A 15,129-nucleotide genomic window follows, 5' to 3' on the forward strand; every position below is an offset into this window, starting at 1 on the left:
CCTTTGCGGGAGTTTTTGTTTTCACACAGGAGTCATCTTTTCTAAGATGAAGCCAGTTATCCACATGACAAAAATAAAGTGGGAAAGTCATGTCTATTATTCTTGGGATTGATCCGGGTTCGCGTGTCACGGGATACGGTGTGATTCGTCAGAATGGCCGCCATCTTTACTACCTTGGCAGCGGTTGTATTCGCACTTCGGAAAAAGACCTGCCCGGTCGGCTGAAACAGATTTACGCTGGGGTAAGCGAAATCATCACTCAGTTCCAACCGGATGCGTTTGCCATTGAACAAGTCTTTATGGCAAAAAACGCCGACTCCGCGCTGAAACTGGGTCAAGCCCGGGGGAGTGCGATCGTGGCCGCGGTGAATGCAGAGCTGCCAGTGTATGAGTATGCGGCGCGTCTAATTAAACAGGCCGTGGTGGGCAATGGTGGCGCAGACAAGGTGCAAGTTCAGCACATGGTGCAGCATATGCTCAAGTTACCTGCTAAGCCGCAGGCGGATGCGGCAGATGCGTTGGGGGTGGCGATTTGTCACGCCAATACTAATAAGACATTGATTGCATTAGCAGGCCAAGCAACCAGTGCCAAAAAAGGTCGTTATCGCTGATAGCCAAGCGATGCAGAAAAATGAGACAGCCGAAACAGAATCAAAAATGAGATTTGTTATCCAAATGTTACGTAGATATAGTGGTCGGAGGTCATAACAGTTTCGATCAGGAAGATTGAGCATGAATCCAGCCACCTTATGGCGTCAGTTTTTTGTTCCCTCGCAAAGCGAGTGGACAAGCGCTCAGCAGCGGCAAGCTGACATCTTATCTCTCTTTACGTTCATCGCGTTTCTCGTTGGCGTTTACAGTTTAATCAAGTGGAGTAAGCACGGCAGCGAAAGCCTGGTCATCACGTCAATCGCGTTAATCGCACTCGAGTTGCTGGCTGCATTTTGTCTCAAGTGGTTTAAAAATCCGACCTTAGCCCTCAACTTGGGATTTGTCGGTATGACGCTGCATGCGCTCAACATCATCTATCAAAGTGGTGGCGTGGTGGATTCGACCCAGACCTATTGGGTCCCGCTGTTGGTGGTGGCTTTTTTCCTCTCAGCGACACGCGCTATGGCGCTCACTTGGAGTGGCATTGTCATCGCGATTTCCGCCATCATGACTTATCAACATATTGCAGGAACTCCCTTTCCCCATTTAACTTTATCCGCTGGAGAAACACGTGTAGAGATTTGGTCGGGAACCATTTTGCCGCTGGTGGTGATTTGTATTGCTCAGGCGTTTACTGCCCGACAGCGTGACAATGCGATTGAAGGGGCTGAACGGGCGAAAGCGCAAAGTGAAGCGGTGGCTTTGCAAGCGAAGGAGGGTGAGAAAAACCTGTCGACTGTGCTGGCGCATGCCACTACCAATACCAACCAGTTGAACATCGTTTCTCAAGCGCTGGAAAGCCAATCGACAACGCTTGATAGTCAAGTCACTCAACTGAATCTCAACTGTGAGTCGCAAGCCAGTGCCGCAGAGCAAATGAGCCAGCAAGTACACCAAATGGCGCAGGGGGTTGAGGAATCGGGCCGTTTTGTGCAAGAGCTGCGGCAAAAGAGTGAGCTGGTACATCATCAAGCTGAAAAAAGCTCAGAGCTGCTTAATGCCTCGACAGAGGCCATTAGCCAGATCTTAGAAAGCCACGAACAGATCATGAAAGTGGCGGATTTGATCACCTCAGTTGCGGAGCAAACCAATCTATTGGCGTTGAATGCGGCGATTGAGGCGGCGAGAGCGGGTGAACAAGGCCGCGGGTTCGCTGTGGTTGCCGATCAGGTACGTGAACTCTCTTCGCAAAGCAGCCACTCGGCTGTTGAGATCCGAAATTTGCTTGATCGCAGTGAGCAGGAAGTGAAGCATGGCCAGCATGTGATTCACTCCAGTGCCGAGCGAATGGCTGAGATCATCGACCAAGTGACAACGATTTCCTCTGACGTGAACAGCTTGGCCGATATCATGAGTCAGCAAATGACGGCGCTTAACGAGTTGGATCAAGCCAGTAGCGAAGTAGCGTCAGGCGTAGTGAACACGAAAAGTATTTCTGAAATTGTCGCGGCGAATGGCACGCAACTAAGGCAGCAAGTTGACACGGTTCGTCAGTTAACGTCCCAGTTAGAACAAGTCGTCTCAAAAATCTGAACGCTCGCCAATAAAGAACTGGATGTCTATCCAGTTCTTTATTATTCTGTCGCAAATTCATTTCCAAAGAGTATTTAACGTGATCGGACGTCTTCGCGGCATTTTGCTGGAAAAACAACCCCCTGAAGTTTTGATAGAAGTTAACGGTATCGGCTATGAAGTGCAGATGCCGATGAGCTGTTTCTACGAGTTGCCTCATGTGGGTGAAGAAGCCGTGATTTATACTCATTTTGTGGTGAGAGAAGACGCGCAACTGCTGTACGGTTTTAACACGGTCAAAGAGCGTGCTTTGTTCCGTGAAGTAATTAAAGCCAATGGTGTAGGGCCAAAACTGGGTCTGGCCATTTTGTCCGGCATGACGGCCAGCCAATTTGTCGCGTCGGTTGAGCGCGAAGATATCTCGACCCTTGTGAAGCTGCCGGGTGTTGGCAAGAAAACCGCAGAGCGGTTGGTGGTTGAGATGAAAGATCGCCTCAAAGGGTGGGGTGCTGGCGATCTCTTTACCCCATTCACCGATGCCGCACCAGCAGATATCGGCGCGGCAGCAAGCAGTAACGCTGAAGACGAAGCGGTAAGCGCGTTGTTAGCGCTGGGCTACAAACCTGTTCAAGCGTCGAAAGTTGTCGCACAAGTGGCTAAACCGGACATGACCAGCGAGCAGGTGATCCGCGAAGCGCTGAAATCCATGATCTAAGGGTGCAATAAAGGTATTGATATGATTGAAGCAGATCGTTTAATTGCACCGGAGAACCCTACATTTCGTGACGAAGATGTGATTGATCGCGCCATTCGTCCCAAGAAACTGGCAGATTACCAAGGCCAAGATCATGTGCGTGACCAGATGGAAATCTTTATCAAAGCGGCCCAGTTGCGCAGTGAAGCGTTGGATCACTTGTTGATTTTTGGTCCTCCGGGCTTGGGGAAAACCACCCTGGCTAACATCGTCGCCAACGAAATGGGCGTGAATATTCGTACTACTTCTGGGCCTGTGTTAGAAAAAGCGGGAGACTTGGCCGCGCTGCTGACCAATCTCGAAGAGAATGATGTGCTATTTATTGATGAAATTCATCGTCTTAGCCCAATGGTTGAAGAGGTACTCTACCCGGCGATGGAAGATTATCAACTTGACATCATGATTGGTGAAGGCCCAGCGGCGCGTTCGATCAAAATCGATTTGCCGCCTTTTACTCTGATTGGCGCGACCACGCGAGCGGGCTCCCTTACCTCACCGCTACGCGATCGCTTCGGTATCACTCAGCGCCTTGAGTACTACAAAATTCCTGACTTGCAAAATATCGTGCAGCGCAGTGCCAGTTGTTTGAATCTCTCAATGGATGCAGAAGGTGCGCTGGAAGTGGCGCGACGCGCACGTGGTACTCCGCGTATTGCCAACCGTTTGTTAAGACGTGTACGAGATTACGCCGAAGTGAAAGGTGATGGGCACATTTCGGCTGAGGTTGCGGATCTTGCGTTGAATATGCTGGATGTCGATTCGCAGGGCTTCGACTATATGGATAGAAAGCTGCTGCTCGCTATCATGGAGAAATTCTCTGGTGGCCCTGTCGGGTTAGACAACATGGCTGCTGCGATCGGTGAAGAAAAGGATACGATTGAAGATGTACTTGAGCCGTATCTCATTCAACAAGGTTATTTACAAAGAACACCCAGAGGCCGGATCGCAACAGATAGGGCTTATCTCCATTTCGGAATAGAAAAATAAGTTTGCAGAGCCAGAACGTCAGATCTGGCTCTGTGCTTAATGTGATTTGTTTCACGTTATTTAAAATCTCACTACCCCTTTGTAGGTAAGAAAAAGTGGTCAAATGTTAATCCTTGGTGTTACTTATTTTCCCTTTGATTCTCTGTGGTTACCTTCATTTAACAACTCCCCTCTCTGCGAGTTGATTTAGATCAATTTGATGCTTTTTTGTTCAGGAATGAACAGATTATATTGATTTGGATCAACGCAGAATCTCCCTATAAATTTTTTGAAACAAGATAGGTTTAGCAGTAGTATTAGCTCTAGCTATATTAGCTGACGCTTAACAATTAACTAACCAATACGGTACATTTTTGCAACAAACACTTGTTTTATTTAAACAAGTACGAAGCTTTCTCAACACTGGTGAGTTGTAAAATGTAGAGAGTGTCATTCAGCCGACACATAGGAGTTACTATGATTGACGTAGTTGATCTATCGCGGTTGCAGTTTGCGCTGACAGCGATGTATCACTTCCTGTTCGTACCTCTGACTCTGGGCATGGCTTTTCTGTTAGCCATCATGGAATCACTGTACGTAATGACCGATAAGCAGATCTATAAGGACATGACAAAGTTCTGGGGTAAGCTGTTCGGGATTAACTTTGCTCTAGGTGTGGCTACTGGCCTAACCATGGAGTTCCAGTTCGGTACCAACTGGTCTTACTATTCGCACTACGTAGGTGACATTTTTGGTGCACCTCTCGCGATAGAAGCCCTGATTGCCTTCTTCTTAGAATCCACTTTTGTTGGTCTTTTCTTCTTCGGTTGGGATCGTCTATCTAAACGTCAACACCTAGCGGTGACCTGGTTGGTGGCCTTAGGTTCTAACTTCTCTGCATTGTGGATTCTCGTGGCGAATGGTTGGATGCAAAACCCAGTGGGCGCAGAGTTCAACTTCGAAACCATGCGTATGGAGATGGTGAGCTTTGCTGAAGTAGTGCTTAACCCGGTGGCTCAAGTGAAATTCGTCCATACCGTGGCTTCTGGTTACACCACTGGCGCAATGTTCATCTTAGGCATCAGTGCTTACTACTTGCTTAAGGGCCGAGATATCGCTTTTGCTCGCCGCTCTTTTGCTATTGCCGCTTCGTTTGGTATGGCCGCTATCCTCTCTGTTATCGTGCTTGGCGATGAATCAGGCTATGAGCTTGGTGAAGTGCAGAAAGTGAAACTAGCCGCTGTTGAAGCAGAGTGGCACACAGAGCCAGCGCCTGCCGCTTTCACGCTGTTTGGTCTGCCGAATCAGGATGCGATGCATACCGATTACGCCATCAAGATCCCTTATGTGATGGGTATTATTGCCACGCGTTCATTTGATGAACAAGTGACGGGCTTGCGTGACTTGCGTGATCAGCACGTTGACCGTATTCGTAACGGCATGTACGCCTATGAATTGTTGGAAAAACTGCGCGCTGGCGATAAATCATCTGCCAATATGGCGGCTTTTGATGAGGTCAAAGGTGACTTAGGCTATGGCTTGTTGCTGAAACGCTACACAGACAAAGTGACCGACGCGACAGAAGAGCAGATCCAAGCGGCTGCAGATGATTCTATCCCAACGGTTTGGCCACTGTTCTGGTCATTCCGCATCATGGTTGCTTGTGGTTTCATTATGTTGTTCGTGTTTGGTGCCGCGTTTGTACAAACCTGTCGTCAAAAGATCGAGCAGAAGAAATGGATACTCAAAGCGGCGCTGTTCAGTATTCCGCTTCCTTGGATTGCAGTCGAAGCGGGCTGGTTCGTGGCTGAATTTGGTCGCCAGCCTTGGGCCGTCGGCGAAATCTTACCTGTCAATGTGGCGGCCTCTGCGCTGAGCGCTGGCGAAATCTGGACATCGTTGTTCGCTATTTTGGCGCTCTATACCGTGTTCTTAATCGCAGAAGTTTACCTCATGGTGAAGTTCGCCCGTAAAGGCCCAAGCAGCCTGAAAACAGGTCGTTATCACTTCGAACAAAATGCAGACTCTGTTGTAGACAAAGTCAGTCGTCAGGTCGAAGCGTAAGGTCAAGGAGATACAAGATGTTTGATTACGAAATCTTGCGATTAATCTGGTGGGTACTGATTGGTGTACTACTCGTTGGTTTCGCAATTACCGATGGATTCGATATGGGGGTGGGTGCGCTCGTCCCTGTGATTGGCAAAAATGACAATGAACGCCGCGTGATGATCAACTCGATCGCGCCACACTGGGATGGTAACCAAGTTTGGCTTATCACCGCTGGTGGTGCCCTGTTTGCCGCTTGGCCACTGGTTTACGCGACCTCGTTCTCTGGTTTCTACTTAGCGATGATCGTGACGTTGGCCGCGCTATGGCTTCGTCCGATTGGTCTGGATTACCGCTCAAAAATTGAAGATGCCAAATGGCGCAACACTTGGGATATCTGTATCTCGATCAGTGGTTTTGTGCCGCCTGTCATTTTTGGTGTTGCGTTTGGTAACTTACTGCAAGGCGTACCATTCCAACTGAGTGAATTCTTGATGCCAACCTATCATGGTTCATTCTTTGGTCTGCTGAATCCGTTTGCATTGCTTTGTGGCTTGGTGAGCTTGTTTATGATCCTGATGCAAGGTGCGACTTGGCTGCAAATGAAAACCACAGATGCGGTTCACGTTCGTGCGCGCAATGTTGCACAACTGACTGGTGTGCTGACAGCGCTTGCTTTCGTGGCAGCAGGCTTTTGGATCCAGAGCATTGACGGTTACGTCATCGTTGGCAGCATCGATACCATGGCCGCTTCAAACCCACTGAATAAAGAAGTGGTTCGTCAAGCGGGTGCTTGGATGAACAATTTTGAAGCTTATCCACTGCTATGGGCTGCACCAGCGCTGGGTGTACTGATGCCTTTACTGGCGGTGGTTGCTTCTCGTCTTGAAAAAGGGGCCTTGGCGTTCTTAGCTTCAAGCCTAGGGAATGCGGGTGTGATCTTTACGGCTGGATTTGCCATGTTCCCATTCATCATGCCATCGGATCTGATGCCAAGTCACAGCTTAACGATGTGGGATGCGACTTCATCTGAGTTGACACTGAATTTGATGACGGGCGTTGCCTTTGTGATGGTGCCGATCATTTTGGCCTACACTGCGTGGTCGTACTACAAAATGTTTGGCCGCTTAGACAGCAAATTCATTGAAGACAACAAAAACTCACTTTACTAAGGAGCAAAGACTATGTGGTATTTCGCATGGATTCTCGGTGTACTGCTTGCTTGTGCATTTGGCATCATCAACGCTCTTTGGCTAGAGCATTCAGAAATGATGGACAAAGACAGTGAATAAACTAGCAGAACAGATCGCGACACTGCATGAACCGTTCGACAGAACGTGGCTGAAAGCATTCACGCTAGTGCTTGGTTTTGTTCATGTTGGTTTAGTGATGTGGGAGCCTCACGCCTACGCAACTGCAATCGGCGGTTTTAATGTGCTGATTGGCCCAGCGCTCATTTGGGCGGTGTGTTCGAGCATGGTGTATGGTGTTGGGTTTACGCCGAAAAATTGGTATTGGCAGCTCTTGTTTAGCCCCTATTTTTCAATCCCAATTCTGCTGTTTTTAACCGCTTTACACATTTTGTAACCGAGATGGTTAATAATTGAGCCAGGCCAAGTGCCTGGCTTTTTATTTTCTCCACACAATTCAAAAAAAGGCAGGCGTGTGGTACCAATTTATGTGACTTAAGTTATAGTAATCGCTTTAATCCATGCACTGAATCGGTACGAAATTGAACAGCAATAACCAAGCTTTTACTTGGCCAGTGACGGTTTATTATGAAGATACGGACGCCGGAGGGGTGGTTTATCACGCCAACTACCTCAAGTTTTTCGAACGTGCTCGAACAGAGCTACTGCGCTCGGCTGGGATTTCACAAGATGCGCTACTGAAACAAAATATCGGTTTTGTGGTCCGACATATGGATATCGATTTTATACATGCAGCAAGACTCGATGAAAAGTTGACCGTACGAAGCAGAATTGGCGAATTTAAGCGCGTTTCTCTGACCTTTTGTCAAGAGTTGGTCAATGAAGAAGGGCGGTTGTTGTGTAAAGCAACAGTTAAGGTAGCATGTATCGATAATTTGAAAATGAAACCTTTTGCCATTCCCACATCTATTATTTCGGAGTTAACAAATAGTGACTGCTGATATTTCTATCTTAGATCTTTTTCTACAAGCGAGCCTGTTGGTTAAGTTGGTCATGTTAACTTTGCTTGGTATGTCAGTCGTCTCTTGGGCCATGATCATCAAGCGCAGCAAGGTGTTGTCGAAGGCGAGCAAAGACGCTGAAGAGTTTGAAGACAAATTTTGGTCTGGTATCGACCTTTCTCAGCTATATCAGCAAGTGAAGGCCAGAAAAGAGAACCTCTCTGGCGCAGAAGAGATTTTTTATGCTGGTTTTACTGAGTTTGCTCGATTACGTAAAACCAATGCCAACTCACCGGCTTATGTTATGGAAGGGACGGGCAGAGCAATGCGTGTTGCCGTTTCCCGTGAAGTGGATGATTTAGAAAACAGTCTGCCATTTTTGGCAACGGTTGGCTCAATCAGCCCTTATATTGGGCTATTTGGTACCGTTTGGGGCATCATGCACGCTTTTATTGCTTTAGGTGAAGTGAAACAAGCCACCCTTTCTATGGTCGCCCCCGGTATCGCCGAGGCTTTGATTGCCACAGCTATGGGCTTGTTTGCCGCTATCCCTGCTGTTATGGCCTATAACCGTTTGAGTAATAAAGTGACGAAGCTGGAACACAACTACGCCACCTTCTCAGAAGAGTTCCACAGTATTTTGCACCGTCAAGCCATGGCAGGTAGCCACTGATGGCGGGTTATCAACCGAAAAAGCGCAAGATGACAGCGGAGATCAACGTGGTGCCGTATATCGACGTTATGTTGGTTTTGCTGATCATCTTTATGGCAACAGCCCCTTTTGTGACTCAAGGGGTGGATGTGGAACTACCGAAGGCAAGTACTGGTGAGGCTTCTGAGAACAGCCTTTCTTACATTGTCATTGAAATCGATAAGAATGGGCAGCTCGGGTTAAGCGTTAATAACGAAGAAGTGCAACGTGGTCTATCGTTGGCCGACGTTATTTTGCGAGTTAAAGCAGAGCTTTCTCTTAAACCTAATTCGCCTGTTGCTGTTGGTGGTGATGCCGCAACACCGTACGCAGAAATTGTGTTATTGCTCGATGAACTTAGTAAAGCTGGCATCCCAAAAGTTGGCCTGCTAACCGACATAGAATAAGTCAGACGCGATCATGAGAGAAAAGAAAAATAAAAAGAATGATTTCGTAGTCCCTATTGTGGTCTCACTACTCCTGCATGTCGTTTTAGTCGTCGCTTTGCTTTGGAGCACCGATTTTAATATGCCTAAACCGCAAGCTTCTGGGCAAATGGTACAGGCTGTGGTGATTGACCCTAAGTTGGTACAGCAGCAAGCGAATGAAATCCGTCAGCAGAGAGAAAAAGCTGCGAAGAAAGAGCAGGAGCGGCTGGACAAGTTGCGTCGTGAAGCTGAACAGTTGGAAAAGAACCGCAAAGCAGAAGAAGAGCAATTGCGTAAGTTAAAAGAGCAGCAAGTTCGTGATGCGAAAGCAGCACGTGAAGCTGAAGAGGTGCGTAAAAAGAGAGAGCAAGAGCAAAAAGTCGCAGAAGAGAAGGTGCGACAGGAAAGAGATCGTGCCGCTAAGCTAGAAGCTGAGCGGAAAGTGAAAGAAGAAGCGATTAAAAAAGCCGAACAAGAGCGCGTTGCGAAAGAAGCGGCTGCCGCTAAAGCGGAACAAGAGCGTCTAGCAAACGAAAAAGCGGCGAGAGAAGCCGAAGAAAAGGCTCGCCGTGAGCGCGAAGCTGCACAAAAAGCAGAGCAAGAGCGGATTGCTAAACAGAAAGCCGCTGCCGAGGCTGCGGAAAAGGCGCGCAAAGAGAAAGCACGTTTGCAGCAACTGGAAAAAGAACGCAAAGAGAAAGAAGCAGCGCTCAATGATATTTTCTCTGGTTTGCAAGACGAAACAGCGGAAAATCAACAGGCGCGCTCTCGTTATGTGAGTAATGAAATTGCCTCACAAGGTGCTATTTATAAGCAACTTATTGAGAATAAATTGCTTAAGGATCGATACTTGTTGGGAAAGTCTTGCCGAGTCAATATCAGGTTGATACCGACAAGCACAGGCTTATTGGTTAGCAATGTCGCAGTGATTTCTGGTGACGCAATGGTTTGTAATGCAGCTAAGAGTGCTATCGCGCAAGTCGGTGAATTTCCTAAACATCGAGATGATGCTGTAAATCAAGAACTTAAGAATATCAATTTAACCGTTGATTTCGAATAAAAGGACTAAGATGTGATGAAACGCCTTTTACTGGGTTTAGTACTGCTGGTCAGTAGTGCCACAAATATAGCTCATGCAGCCTTGGAGCTGATCATTACGGATGGTATCGATTCGGCCAGACCTATCGCTATTGTTCCGTTTAAATGGCAAGGAAAAGCAGCACTTCCAGCCGATGTCTCCGCGGTGATTGCGTCAGATCTGCAACGTAGTGGTAAGTTTAGCCCAATCGCAACCAATAAAATGCCCCAGACTCCATACAACGAATCTGAGGTTAACTTTGACGCGTGGACAGCTTTAGGCGTTGATACGCTAGTAACTGGCAGCATCAGTCAAAATGAGAAAGGTGAGTATGTCGTCCGCTATCAATTGATCGATGTCGTGCGTGGTATGCTCACCAAAGGCCAAAGCCGGGCATTGGAAGACGGCCAACTCGTGCTATCAAAAGACCATGTGCTGTTTACCAAAGTCGCAACCGTTGAAGGCGAGCGTCTGCGCGAATACGCCCATCGCATCTCCGACCTAGTCTATGAGCGTTTAACCGGAGAGCGCGGTGCATTTTTGACTCGTATAGCGTATGTGGTGGTCAACGATAACGACAAATTCCCCTATCAACTGAGAATCTCAGATTACGATGGTTTTAATGAGCGTTTAGTATTGCGCTCAAAGCAACCTCTGATGTCACCAGCTTGGTCTCCTGATGGTCGACAACTGGCTTATGTAAGTTTTCAAAATGGTCAGGCGGAAATCTTCATACTGAATATTTATACTGGTGAGCATGAGAAACTAACATCATACCCACGTCATAATGGTGCGCCACGCTTCTCTCCAGATGGGAGTCAATTGGCGCTTGTTTTGTCCAAAACGGGCTCTTTACAGCTCTATACGCTGGACTTAAAAACTCGCCAGTTAACCCAAATAACGCGGGATAGATCAAATAATACGGAGCCATTCTGGCATCCTGATGGCAAATCGCTCATCTTTACTTCCGATCTGGGTGGTAAACCACAGATATATAGAGTAAATTTGAGCGACGGGTCGACTAGCCGTCTTACTTGGCAAGGTAGCCAGAACTTGGGTGGGCAGATTACTCCGGACGGAAGATTCCTGATCATGGTTAATCGTAGTGAATCCGGCTTTAATCTGGCCAAACAGGATTTGGAGACGGGTGCGGTTCAAGTATTGACAAAAACCTTACTTGACGAGTCACCAAGTATTGCGCCAAATGGAGGTATGGTTATTTATAGCTCCATTTACGATAAGAAAAATGTACTGTCGATGGTGTCTATCGATGGTCGCTTTAAAGCTAGATTACCGGCAACGAATGGGCGTGTCAGAGCTCCCGCATGGTCTCCGTTTTTGTAGCAACTAAGTTTGATTAATAAAGGAAAATAAGATGCAACTTAACAAGGTTCTTAAAGGGCTTCTAATCGCACTCCCAGTAATGGCTGTTACAGCGTGTAGCTCAAGTGATGACGCAGCGTCTAACGCTGGCACCAGCACTGAAACTAACCAAACAACATCGGGCGGTTCAGCGACGACTGGTGGTACTGATACCACAGTGATCACGCCGATCAACCAAAACGGTCAGCTATCTGAGCAAGAGCTTAAAGAACAAGCTCTGCGTGAAACTCAAACCGTTTACTTCGCGTTTGATAACGCAACTATCTCAAGTGACTACGAAGAGATGCTAGCGGCGCACGCAGCGTACCTAAGCAAAAACCCGTCTCTGAAAGTGACTATCGAAGGTCATGCCGACGAGCGTGGTACACCTGAGTACAACATCGCGCTGGGTGAGCGTCGTGCACAAGCAGTTGCGAAATATCTGCAAGCGATGGGCGTTCAAGCGGATCAAATCTCTATCGTGAGCTACGGTGAAGAGAAACCTCTTCTTCTTGGTCAAACCGAAGAAATCTACGCGAAAAACCGTCGCGCAGTATTGGTTTACTAATTGAGGATATGCCTCATGTTCAGTAACACTAAGCGAGCGGTTACGCTTACGTTACTGGCAAGTGCAGCGAATATTGCATTCGCTGCACCAGCCCCAGTATCTGATCTCAATAGCGAGCCCGTAACAGCGTCTGTTGTCAATGCTAGCCAATCTGTCGTTAACGCTGCGCCTGAAACAGATGTTCAGCGTCTCGAGCGTCTTCTGCAAAATCGAAATCGAGTTCAATTGCAGATGCAGCAACAAATCGATCAAATGTCGTTAGAAATCGCGGAGTTGCGTGGCAAACTTGAGCGCAATAGCTACGACATGCAGCAAATGCTGGAAAGACAGCGTGAACTGTTCATCGAGCTGGATCGCGTGCGGGGCGAAATTAAGTCTGTTGGGAATACGAGTGCACCAGCAGCCGATGTGGATTCGGATGCAGATAAAGGTGTGTACAGTACCAACGTGGATGAACAGACCGCGTATCAAAATGCAGTCGACATGATTTTGAAAAAGCGCGATTACGCTGGTGCGATTGCCGCGTTTATTCAGTTTCAAAAAGATTTCCCAGATTCGAGTTATGCTGCGAATGCCAGCTATTGGCTAGGTCAGCTTTATTTTGCGCAAAAGCAGGATAAAGAGGCAGCGAAGAGTTTTGCTGCGGTTGTTACCTACCGTGATTCCAACAAGCGTGCTGACGCTTTGGTCAAGCTGGGTGACATTGCGGCTCGCAACAACTATCAAGCGGAAGCGAAGAAGTTTTATCAGCAGGCAATTGACGAACACCCCGGCAGTGCTTCGGCCAAGGTCGCTAAATCAAAATTGCAAGAATAAGGAGCTCAGGCTCCTTATTTTTTTGCCAGTTTTCTGCATGCTATGGCTTTTGCATCTTCTATTCGCTTGAGGTTACAATACGCGAACTATAGGAAGTTGCGTAGAGCACGAGCAATGAGCCACATTTTAGACAAGATTGACACGGTTTATCCTTTCCCTCCAAAGCCTATCCCTTTGACGCAGGAACAAAAAGAGCAACATCTTTCCAACATCAAGGCATTGTTGAAAGAGAAAGATACCGTCCTGATTGCCCATTATTACACCGATCCTGAAATTCAAGCCCTCGCTGAAGAAACGGGTGGCTTTGTCGGTGACTCTCTGGAGATGGCCAAGTTTGGTAACCGCCACCCTGCGAGCACCTTGATTATTGCTGGTGTGCGCTTTATGGGTGAATCGGCAAAAATCCTCACCCCTGAGAAACGCATTTTGATGCCGACATTGGAAGCCGAATGCTCTTTGGATTTGGGCTGCCCTGCCGACAAGTTCACGGAGTTTTGTGACGCGCATCCAGACCATACAGTGGTGGTGTATGCCAACACGTCTGCTGCGGTGAAAGCACGAGCTGACTGGGTGGTAACTTCCAGTATTGCACTTGAAATTGTTGAGCATTTGGACGCCGAAGACAAGCCGATCATTTGGGGACCAGATCGCCACTTGGGCTCTTACATCGCGAAGAAAACCGGTGCTGATATGCTACTTTGGCAAGGCGAATGTGTCGTGCATGATGAATTTTCTGCCGATGCGCTACGCAAAATGAAAGCCGTTTATCCCGATGCCGCCATTTTGGTGCATCCAGAATCGCCAGCCAGTGTGGTTGAACTGGCCGATGCCGTGGGTTCAACTAGCCAACTGATCAAAGCGGCTAAAGCATTACCTCAGCAGAAGATGATCGTCGCGACCGACAAAGGCATTTTCTTTAAAATGCAACAGCTCGTGCCCGAGAAGGAACTGATTGAAGCGCCGACAGCCGGTGCCGGCGCGACATGTCGCAGTTGTGCCCATTGCCCTTGGATGGCGATGAATGGCCTGCAAGCCATTGAGACCGCTTTGCGTGATGGTGGCGAACGACATGAGATTTTTGTAGATGAAGAATTGCGTGTTAAGTCTTTGATTCCATTAAACCGTATGTTGGACTTTGCTGAAAGATTGAACATGCAGGTAAAAGGAAACGCCTAATACTGCGCACAAGATCACAAAATGGAAGCCAGCCTAACCAGCTAACTCCGATCAGTTGAGCAAATGATCAGTTAAACGATCCTGTGGTTGGTCAAAAATACCCTCAAGCCCTTACGTTTGAGGGTATTTTTTATGTTTGCTTACTGGCTTATTGATGTCTACGACTTCGCTTCTCCTGATTCACTTGCGCTTTTTCAAAAAGAGTTTCCATTTTGTGGCCTATTTCAAAGATGATGTGCTTGTTAGTCAACGACAAAGCGGCGGGTATTTCGATTCGTGAAGATTCAAGTTTGATCACTCAAGACTTGGCTCGCTACCTGCCGCACGTGATCGTGTAACGTCCTATCAGCAAAAGGCACTGAGGCCGCCCTTGTGGGTTTTTCCTCAGTGCCTTTTCTTTTCGCGAGTTATCTCGCTATTACATCTGCATCATGGCAGGCGGTATTAGTGAGTGTGAGTATGCACATGGCCCGCTTCTTCAATCGCCATCTCGACTTCGATACTGCCCGCTTTTTCAAATGTCAGTGTCATCGGGAAGCGTTCGCCTTTCTTATAGCTCTTATTTGGGTTGAAGATCATCAGGTGATAGCTGCCGGGCTCGAACATCACGCTTTGCATGCTACCGACGCGAACCGCGTCAATTTTCTTCATCTGCATCATGCCGTCAGCCATCTCATGAGTATGAATTTCTACTCGCTCAGCGATTGGAGTTGATGCGCTGAGCAAAAAGTCGTCGCTGCTTGCGGTGTTCTTCAATTGGAAAAAGCCAGCAATCACCGTCGCCGTCGGTGGCGCTTCACGGCTCCAAGGGTGATCGATTTGTATGCTGCCTTGATGGTAGTCATGGGCGAAAACGCTGCCTGCGGTAAAGGACAGCAGTGTGATGAGCAATGTGTGGATGGTTTTTTTCATTTTAATTTACCTTGTGG

The 15,129-nt window shown here is 47.7% G+C and carries 17 protein-coding genes and 1 pseudogene; 17 read left to right on the plus strand and 1 reads right to left on the minus strand.

Features of this window, described 5'->3' with window-relative positions; translation table 11 throughout:
- The first annotated feature begins 89 nt into the window (after window positions 1–89).
- From ruvC to EA26_RS21320, 17 genes and pseudogenes are all read left to right on the plus strand, one after another.
- Window positions 90–611, plus strand: coding sequence for a crossover junction endodeoxyribonuclease RuvC (gene ruvC, locus EA26_RS06065; protein ID WP_039425503.1), 522 nt, complete (start codon window positions 90–92; stop codon window positions 609–611).
- Window positions 612–732: 121 nt separating this feature from the next.
- Window positions 733–2,184, plus strand: a complete 1,452-nt coding sequence (locus EA26_RS06070) for a methyl-accepting chemotaxis protein (protein ID WP_039425505.1) — start codon at window positions 733–735, stop codon at window positions 2,182–2,184.
- Between the two features lie 79 nt (window positions 2,185–2,263).
- Complete coding sequence (ruvA, locus tag EA26_RS06075; RefSeq protein WP_039428809.1) at window positions 2,264–2,878, plus strand: Holliday junction branch migration protein RuvA; 615 nt, start codon at window positions 2,264–2,266, stop codon at window positions 2,876–2,878.
- 21 nt (window positions 2,879–2,899) lie between these two features.
- Window positions 2,900–3,904, plus strand: coding sequence for a Holliday junction branch migration DNA helicase RuvB (gene ruvB / locus EA26_RS06080; protein ID WP_039425507.1), 1,005 nt, complete (start codon window positions 2,900–2,902; stop codon window positions 3,902–3,904).
- A gap of 456 nt (window positions 3,905–4,360) precedes the next feature.
- Window positions 4,361–5,947, plus strand: coding sequence for a cytochrome ubiquinol oxidase subunit I (gene cydA / locus EA26_RS06085; RefSeq protein WP_039425508.1), 1,587 nt, complete (start codon window positions 4,361–4,363; stop codon window positions 5,945–5,947).
- Between the two features lie 17 nt (window positions 5,948–5,964).
- A complete protein-coding gene (gene cydB / locus EA26_RS06090) occupies window positions 5,965–7,101 on the plus strand; it encodes a cytochrome d ubiquinol oxidase subunit II (RefSeq protein ID WP_039425511.1) in 1,137 nt (378 codons plus the stop codon).
- Window positions 7,102–7,113: 12 nt separating this feature from the next.
- Window positions 7,114–7,221, plus strand: a complete 108-nt coding sequence (gene cydX, locus EA26_RS20265) for a cytochrome bd-I oxidase subunit CydX (RefSeq protein ID WP_000270284.1) — start codon at window positions 7,114–7,116, stop codon at window positions 7,219–7,221.
- Window positions 7,214–7,516 (plus strand): cyd operon protein YbgE, encoded by a 303-nt coding sequence (gene ybgE, locus EA26_RS06100; protein ID WP_039425557.1) that lies wholly within the window; start codon window positions 7,214–7,216, stop codon window positions 7,514–7,516. The genes cydX and ybgE overlap by 8 nt, the downstream gene beginning before the upstream one ends.
- A 133-nt stretch (window positions 7,517–7,649) precedes the next feature.
- On the plus strand, window positions 7,650–8,081 hold the full coding sequence (gene ybgC, locus EA26_RS06105) for a tol-pal system-associated acyl-CoA thioesterase (RefSeq protein WP_404975773.1): 432 nt from the start codon (window positions 7,650–7,652) through the stop codon (window positions 8,079–8,081).
- Complete coding sequence (tolQ, locus tag EA26_RS06110; RefSeq protein ID WP_039425563.1) at window positions 8,071–8,754, plus strand: protein TolQ; 684 nt, start codon at window positions 8,071–8,073, stop codon at window positions 8,752–8,754. The genes ybgC and tolQ overlap by 11 nt, the downstream gene beginning before the upstream one ends.
- A complete protein-coding gene (tolR, locus tag EA26_RS06115; RefSeq protein ID WP_039425566.1) occupies window positions 8,754–9,179 on the plus strand; it encodes a protein TolR in 426 nt (141 codons plus the stop codon). Before tolQ ends, tolR begins: the two co-directional genes overlap by 1 nt.
- 13 nt (window positions 9,180–9,192) lie before the next feature.
- Entirely contained in the window at window positions 9,193–10,260 is a 1,068-nt protein-coding gene (tolA, locus tag EA26_RS06120) for a cell envelope integrity protein TolA (protein ID WP_039425568.1), read from the plus strand.
- Between the two features lie 12 nt (window positions 10,261–10,272).
- A complete protein-coding gene (tolB, locus tag EA26_RS06125; protein WP_039425571.1) occupies window positions 10,273–11,622 on the plus strand; it encodes a Tol-Pal system beta propeller repeat protein TolB in 1,350 nt (449 codons plus the stop codon).
- A 31-nt stretch (window positions 11,623–11,653) separates the two neighbouring features.
- Window positions 11,654–12,208: a peptidoglycan-associated lipoprotein Pal gene (gene pal, locus EA26_RS06130; protein WP_039425574.1), complete on the plus strand. Its 555-nt coding sequence runs from the start codon at window positions 11,654–11,656 to the stop codon at window positions 12,206–12,208.
- 15 nt (window positions 12,209–12,223) lie between these two features.
- Window positions 12,224–13,024, plus strand: a complete 801-nt coding sequence (gene ybgF, locus EA26_RS06135) for a tol-pal system protein YbgF (RefSeq protein ID WP_039425576.1) — start codon at window positions 12,224–12,226, stop codon at window positions 13,022–13,024.
- Window positions 13,025–13,138: 114 nt separating this feature from the next.
- Window positions 13,139–14,200 (plus strand): quinolinate synthase NadA, encoded by a 1,062-nt coding sequence (gene nadA / locus EA26_RS06140; protein WP_039425578.1) that lies wholly within the window; start codon window positions 13,139–13,141, stop codon window positions 14,198–14,200.
- 242 nt (window positions 14,201–14,442) lie between these two features.
- Window positions 14,443–14,538, plus strand: a pseudogene (locus EA26_RS21320) (glutathionylspermidine synthase family protein); the annotation flags it as partial.
- Window positions 14,539–14,644: 106 nt separating this feature from the next.
- Here the strand turns inward: EA26_RS21320 and EA26_RS06145 are convergent.
- On the minus strand, window positions 14,645–15,112 hold the full coding sequence (locus tag EA26_RS06145) for a copper chaperone PCu(A)C (protein ID WP_039425580.1): 468 nt from the start codon (window positions 15,110–15,112) through the stop codon (window positions 14,645–14,647).
- Window positions 15,113–15,129: the final 17 nt, after the last annotated feature.

The sequence above is a fragment of the Vibrio navarrensis genome, from assembly GCF_000764325.1.
Taxonomy (GTDB): domain Bacteria; phylum Pseudomonadota; class Gammaproteobacteria; order Enterobacterales; family Vibrionaceae; genus Vibrio; species Vibrio navarrensis.

Excerpts from the sequence above, each read along its gene's own strand:
- ruvC (WP_039425503.1), top strand. The coding sequence starts at position 90 with ATGTCTATTATTCTTGGGATTGATCCGGGTTCGCGTGTCACGGGATAC.
- EA26_RS06070 (WP_039425505.1), top strand. The coding sequence starts at position 733 with ATGAATCCAGCCACCTTATGGCGTCAGTTTTTTGTTCCCTCGCAAAGC.
- ruvB (WP_039425507.1), top strand. The coding sequence starts at position 2,900 with ATGATTGAAGCAGATCGTTTAATTGCACCGGAGAACCCTACATTTCGT.
- cydA (WP_039425508.1), top strand. The coding sequence starts at position 4,361 with ATGATTGACGTAGTTGATCTATCGCGGTTGCAGTTTGCGCTGACAGCG.
- cydB (WP_039425511.1), top strand. The coding sequence starts at position 5,965 with ATGTTTGATTACGAAATCTTGCGATTAATCTGGTGGGTACTGATTGGT.
- cydX (WP_000270284.1), top strand. The coding sequence starts at position 7,114 with ATGTGGTATTTCGCATGGATTCTCGGTGTACTGCTTGCTTGTGCATTT.
- tolR (WP_039425566.1), top strand. The coding sequence starts at position 8,754 with ATGGCGGGTTATCAACCGAAAAAGCGCAAGATGACAGCGGAGATCAAC.
- tolA (WP_039425568.1), top strand. The coding sequence starts at position 9,193 with ATGAGAGAAAAGAAAAATAAAAAGAATGATTTCGTAGTCCCTATTGTG.
- pal (WP_039425574.1), top strand. The coding sequence starts at position 11,654 with ATGCAACTTAACAAGGTTCTTAAAGGGCTTCTAATCGCACTCCCAGTA.
- ybgF (WP_039425576.1), top strand. The coding sequence starts at position 12,224 with ATGTTCAGTAACACTAAGCGAGCGGTTACGCTTACGTTACTGGCAAGT.
- nadA (WP_039425578.1), top strand. The coding sequence starts at position 13,139 with ATGAGCCACATTTTAGACAAGATTGACACGGTTTATCCTTTCCCTCCA.
- EA26_RS06145 (WP_039425580.1), bottom strand. The coding sequence starts at position 15,112 with ATGAAAAAAACCATCCACACATTGCTCATCACACTGCTGTCCTTTACC.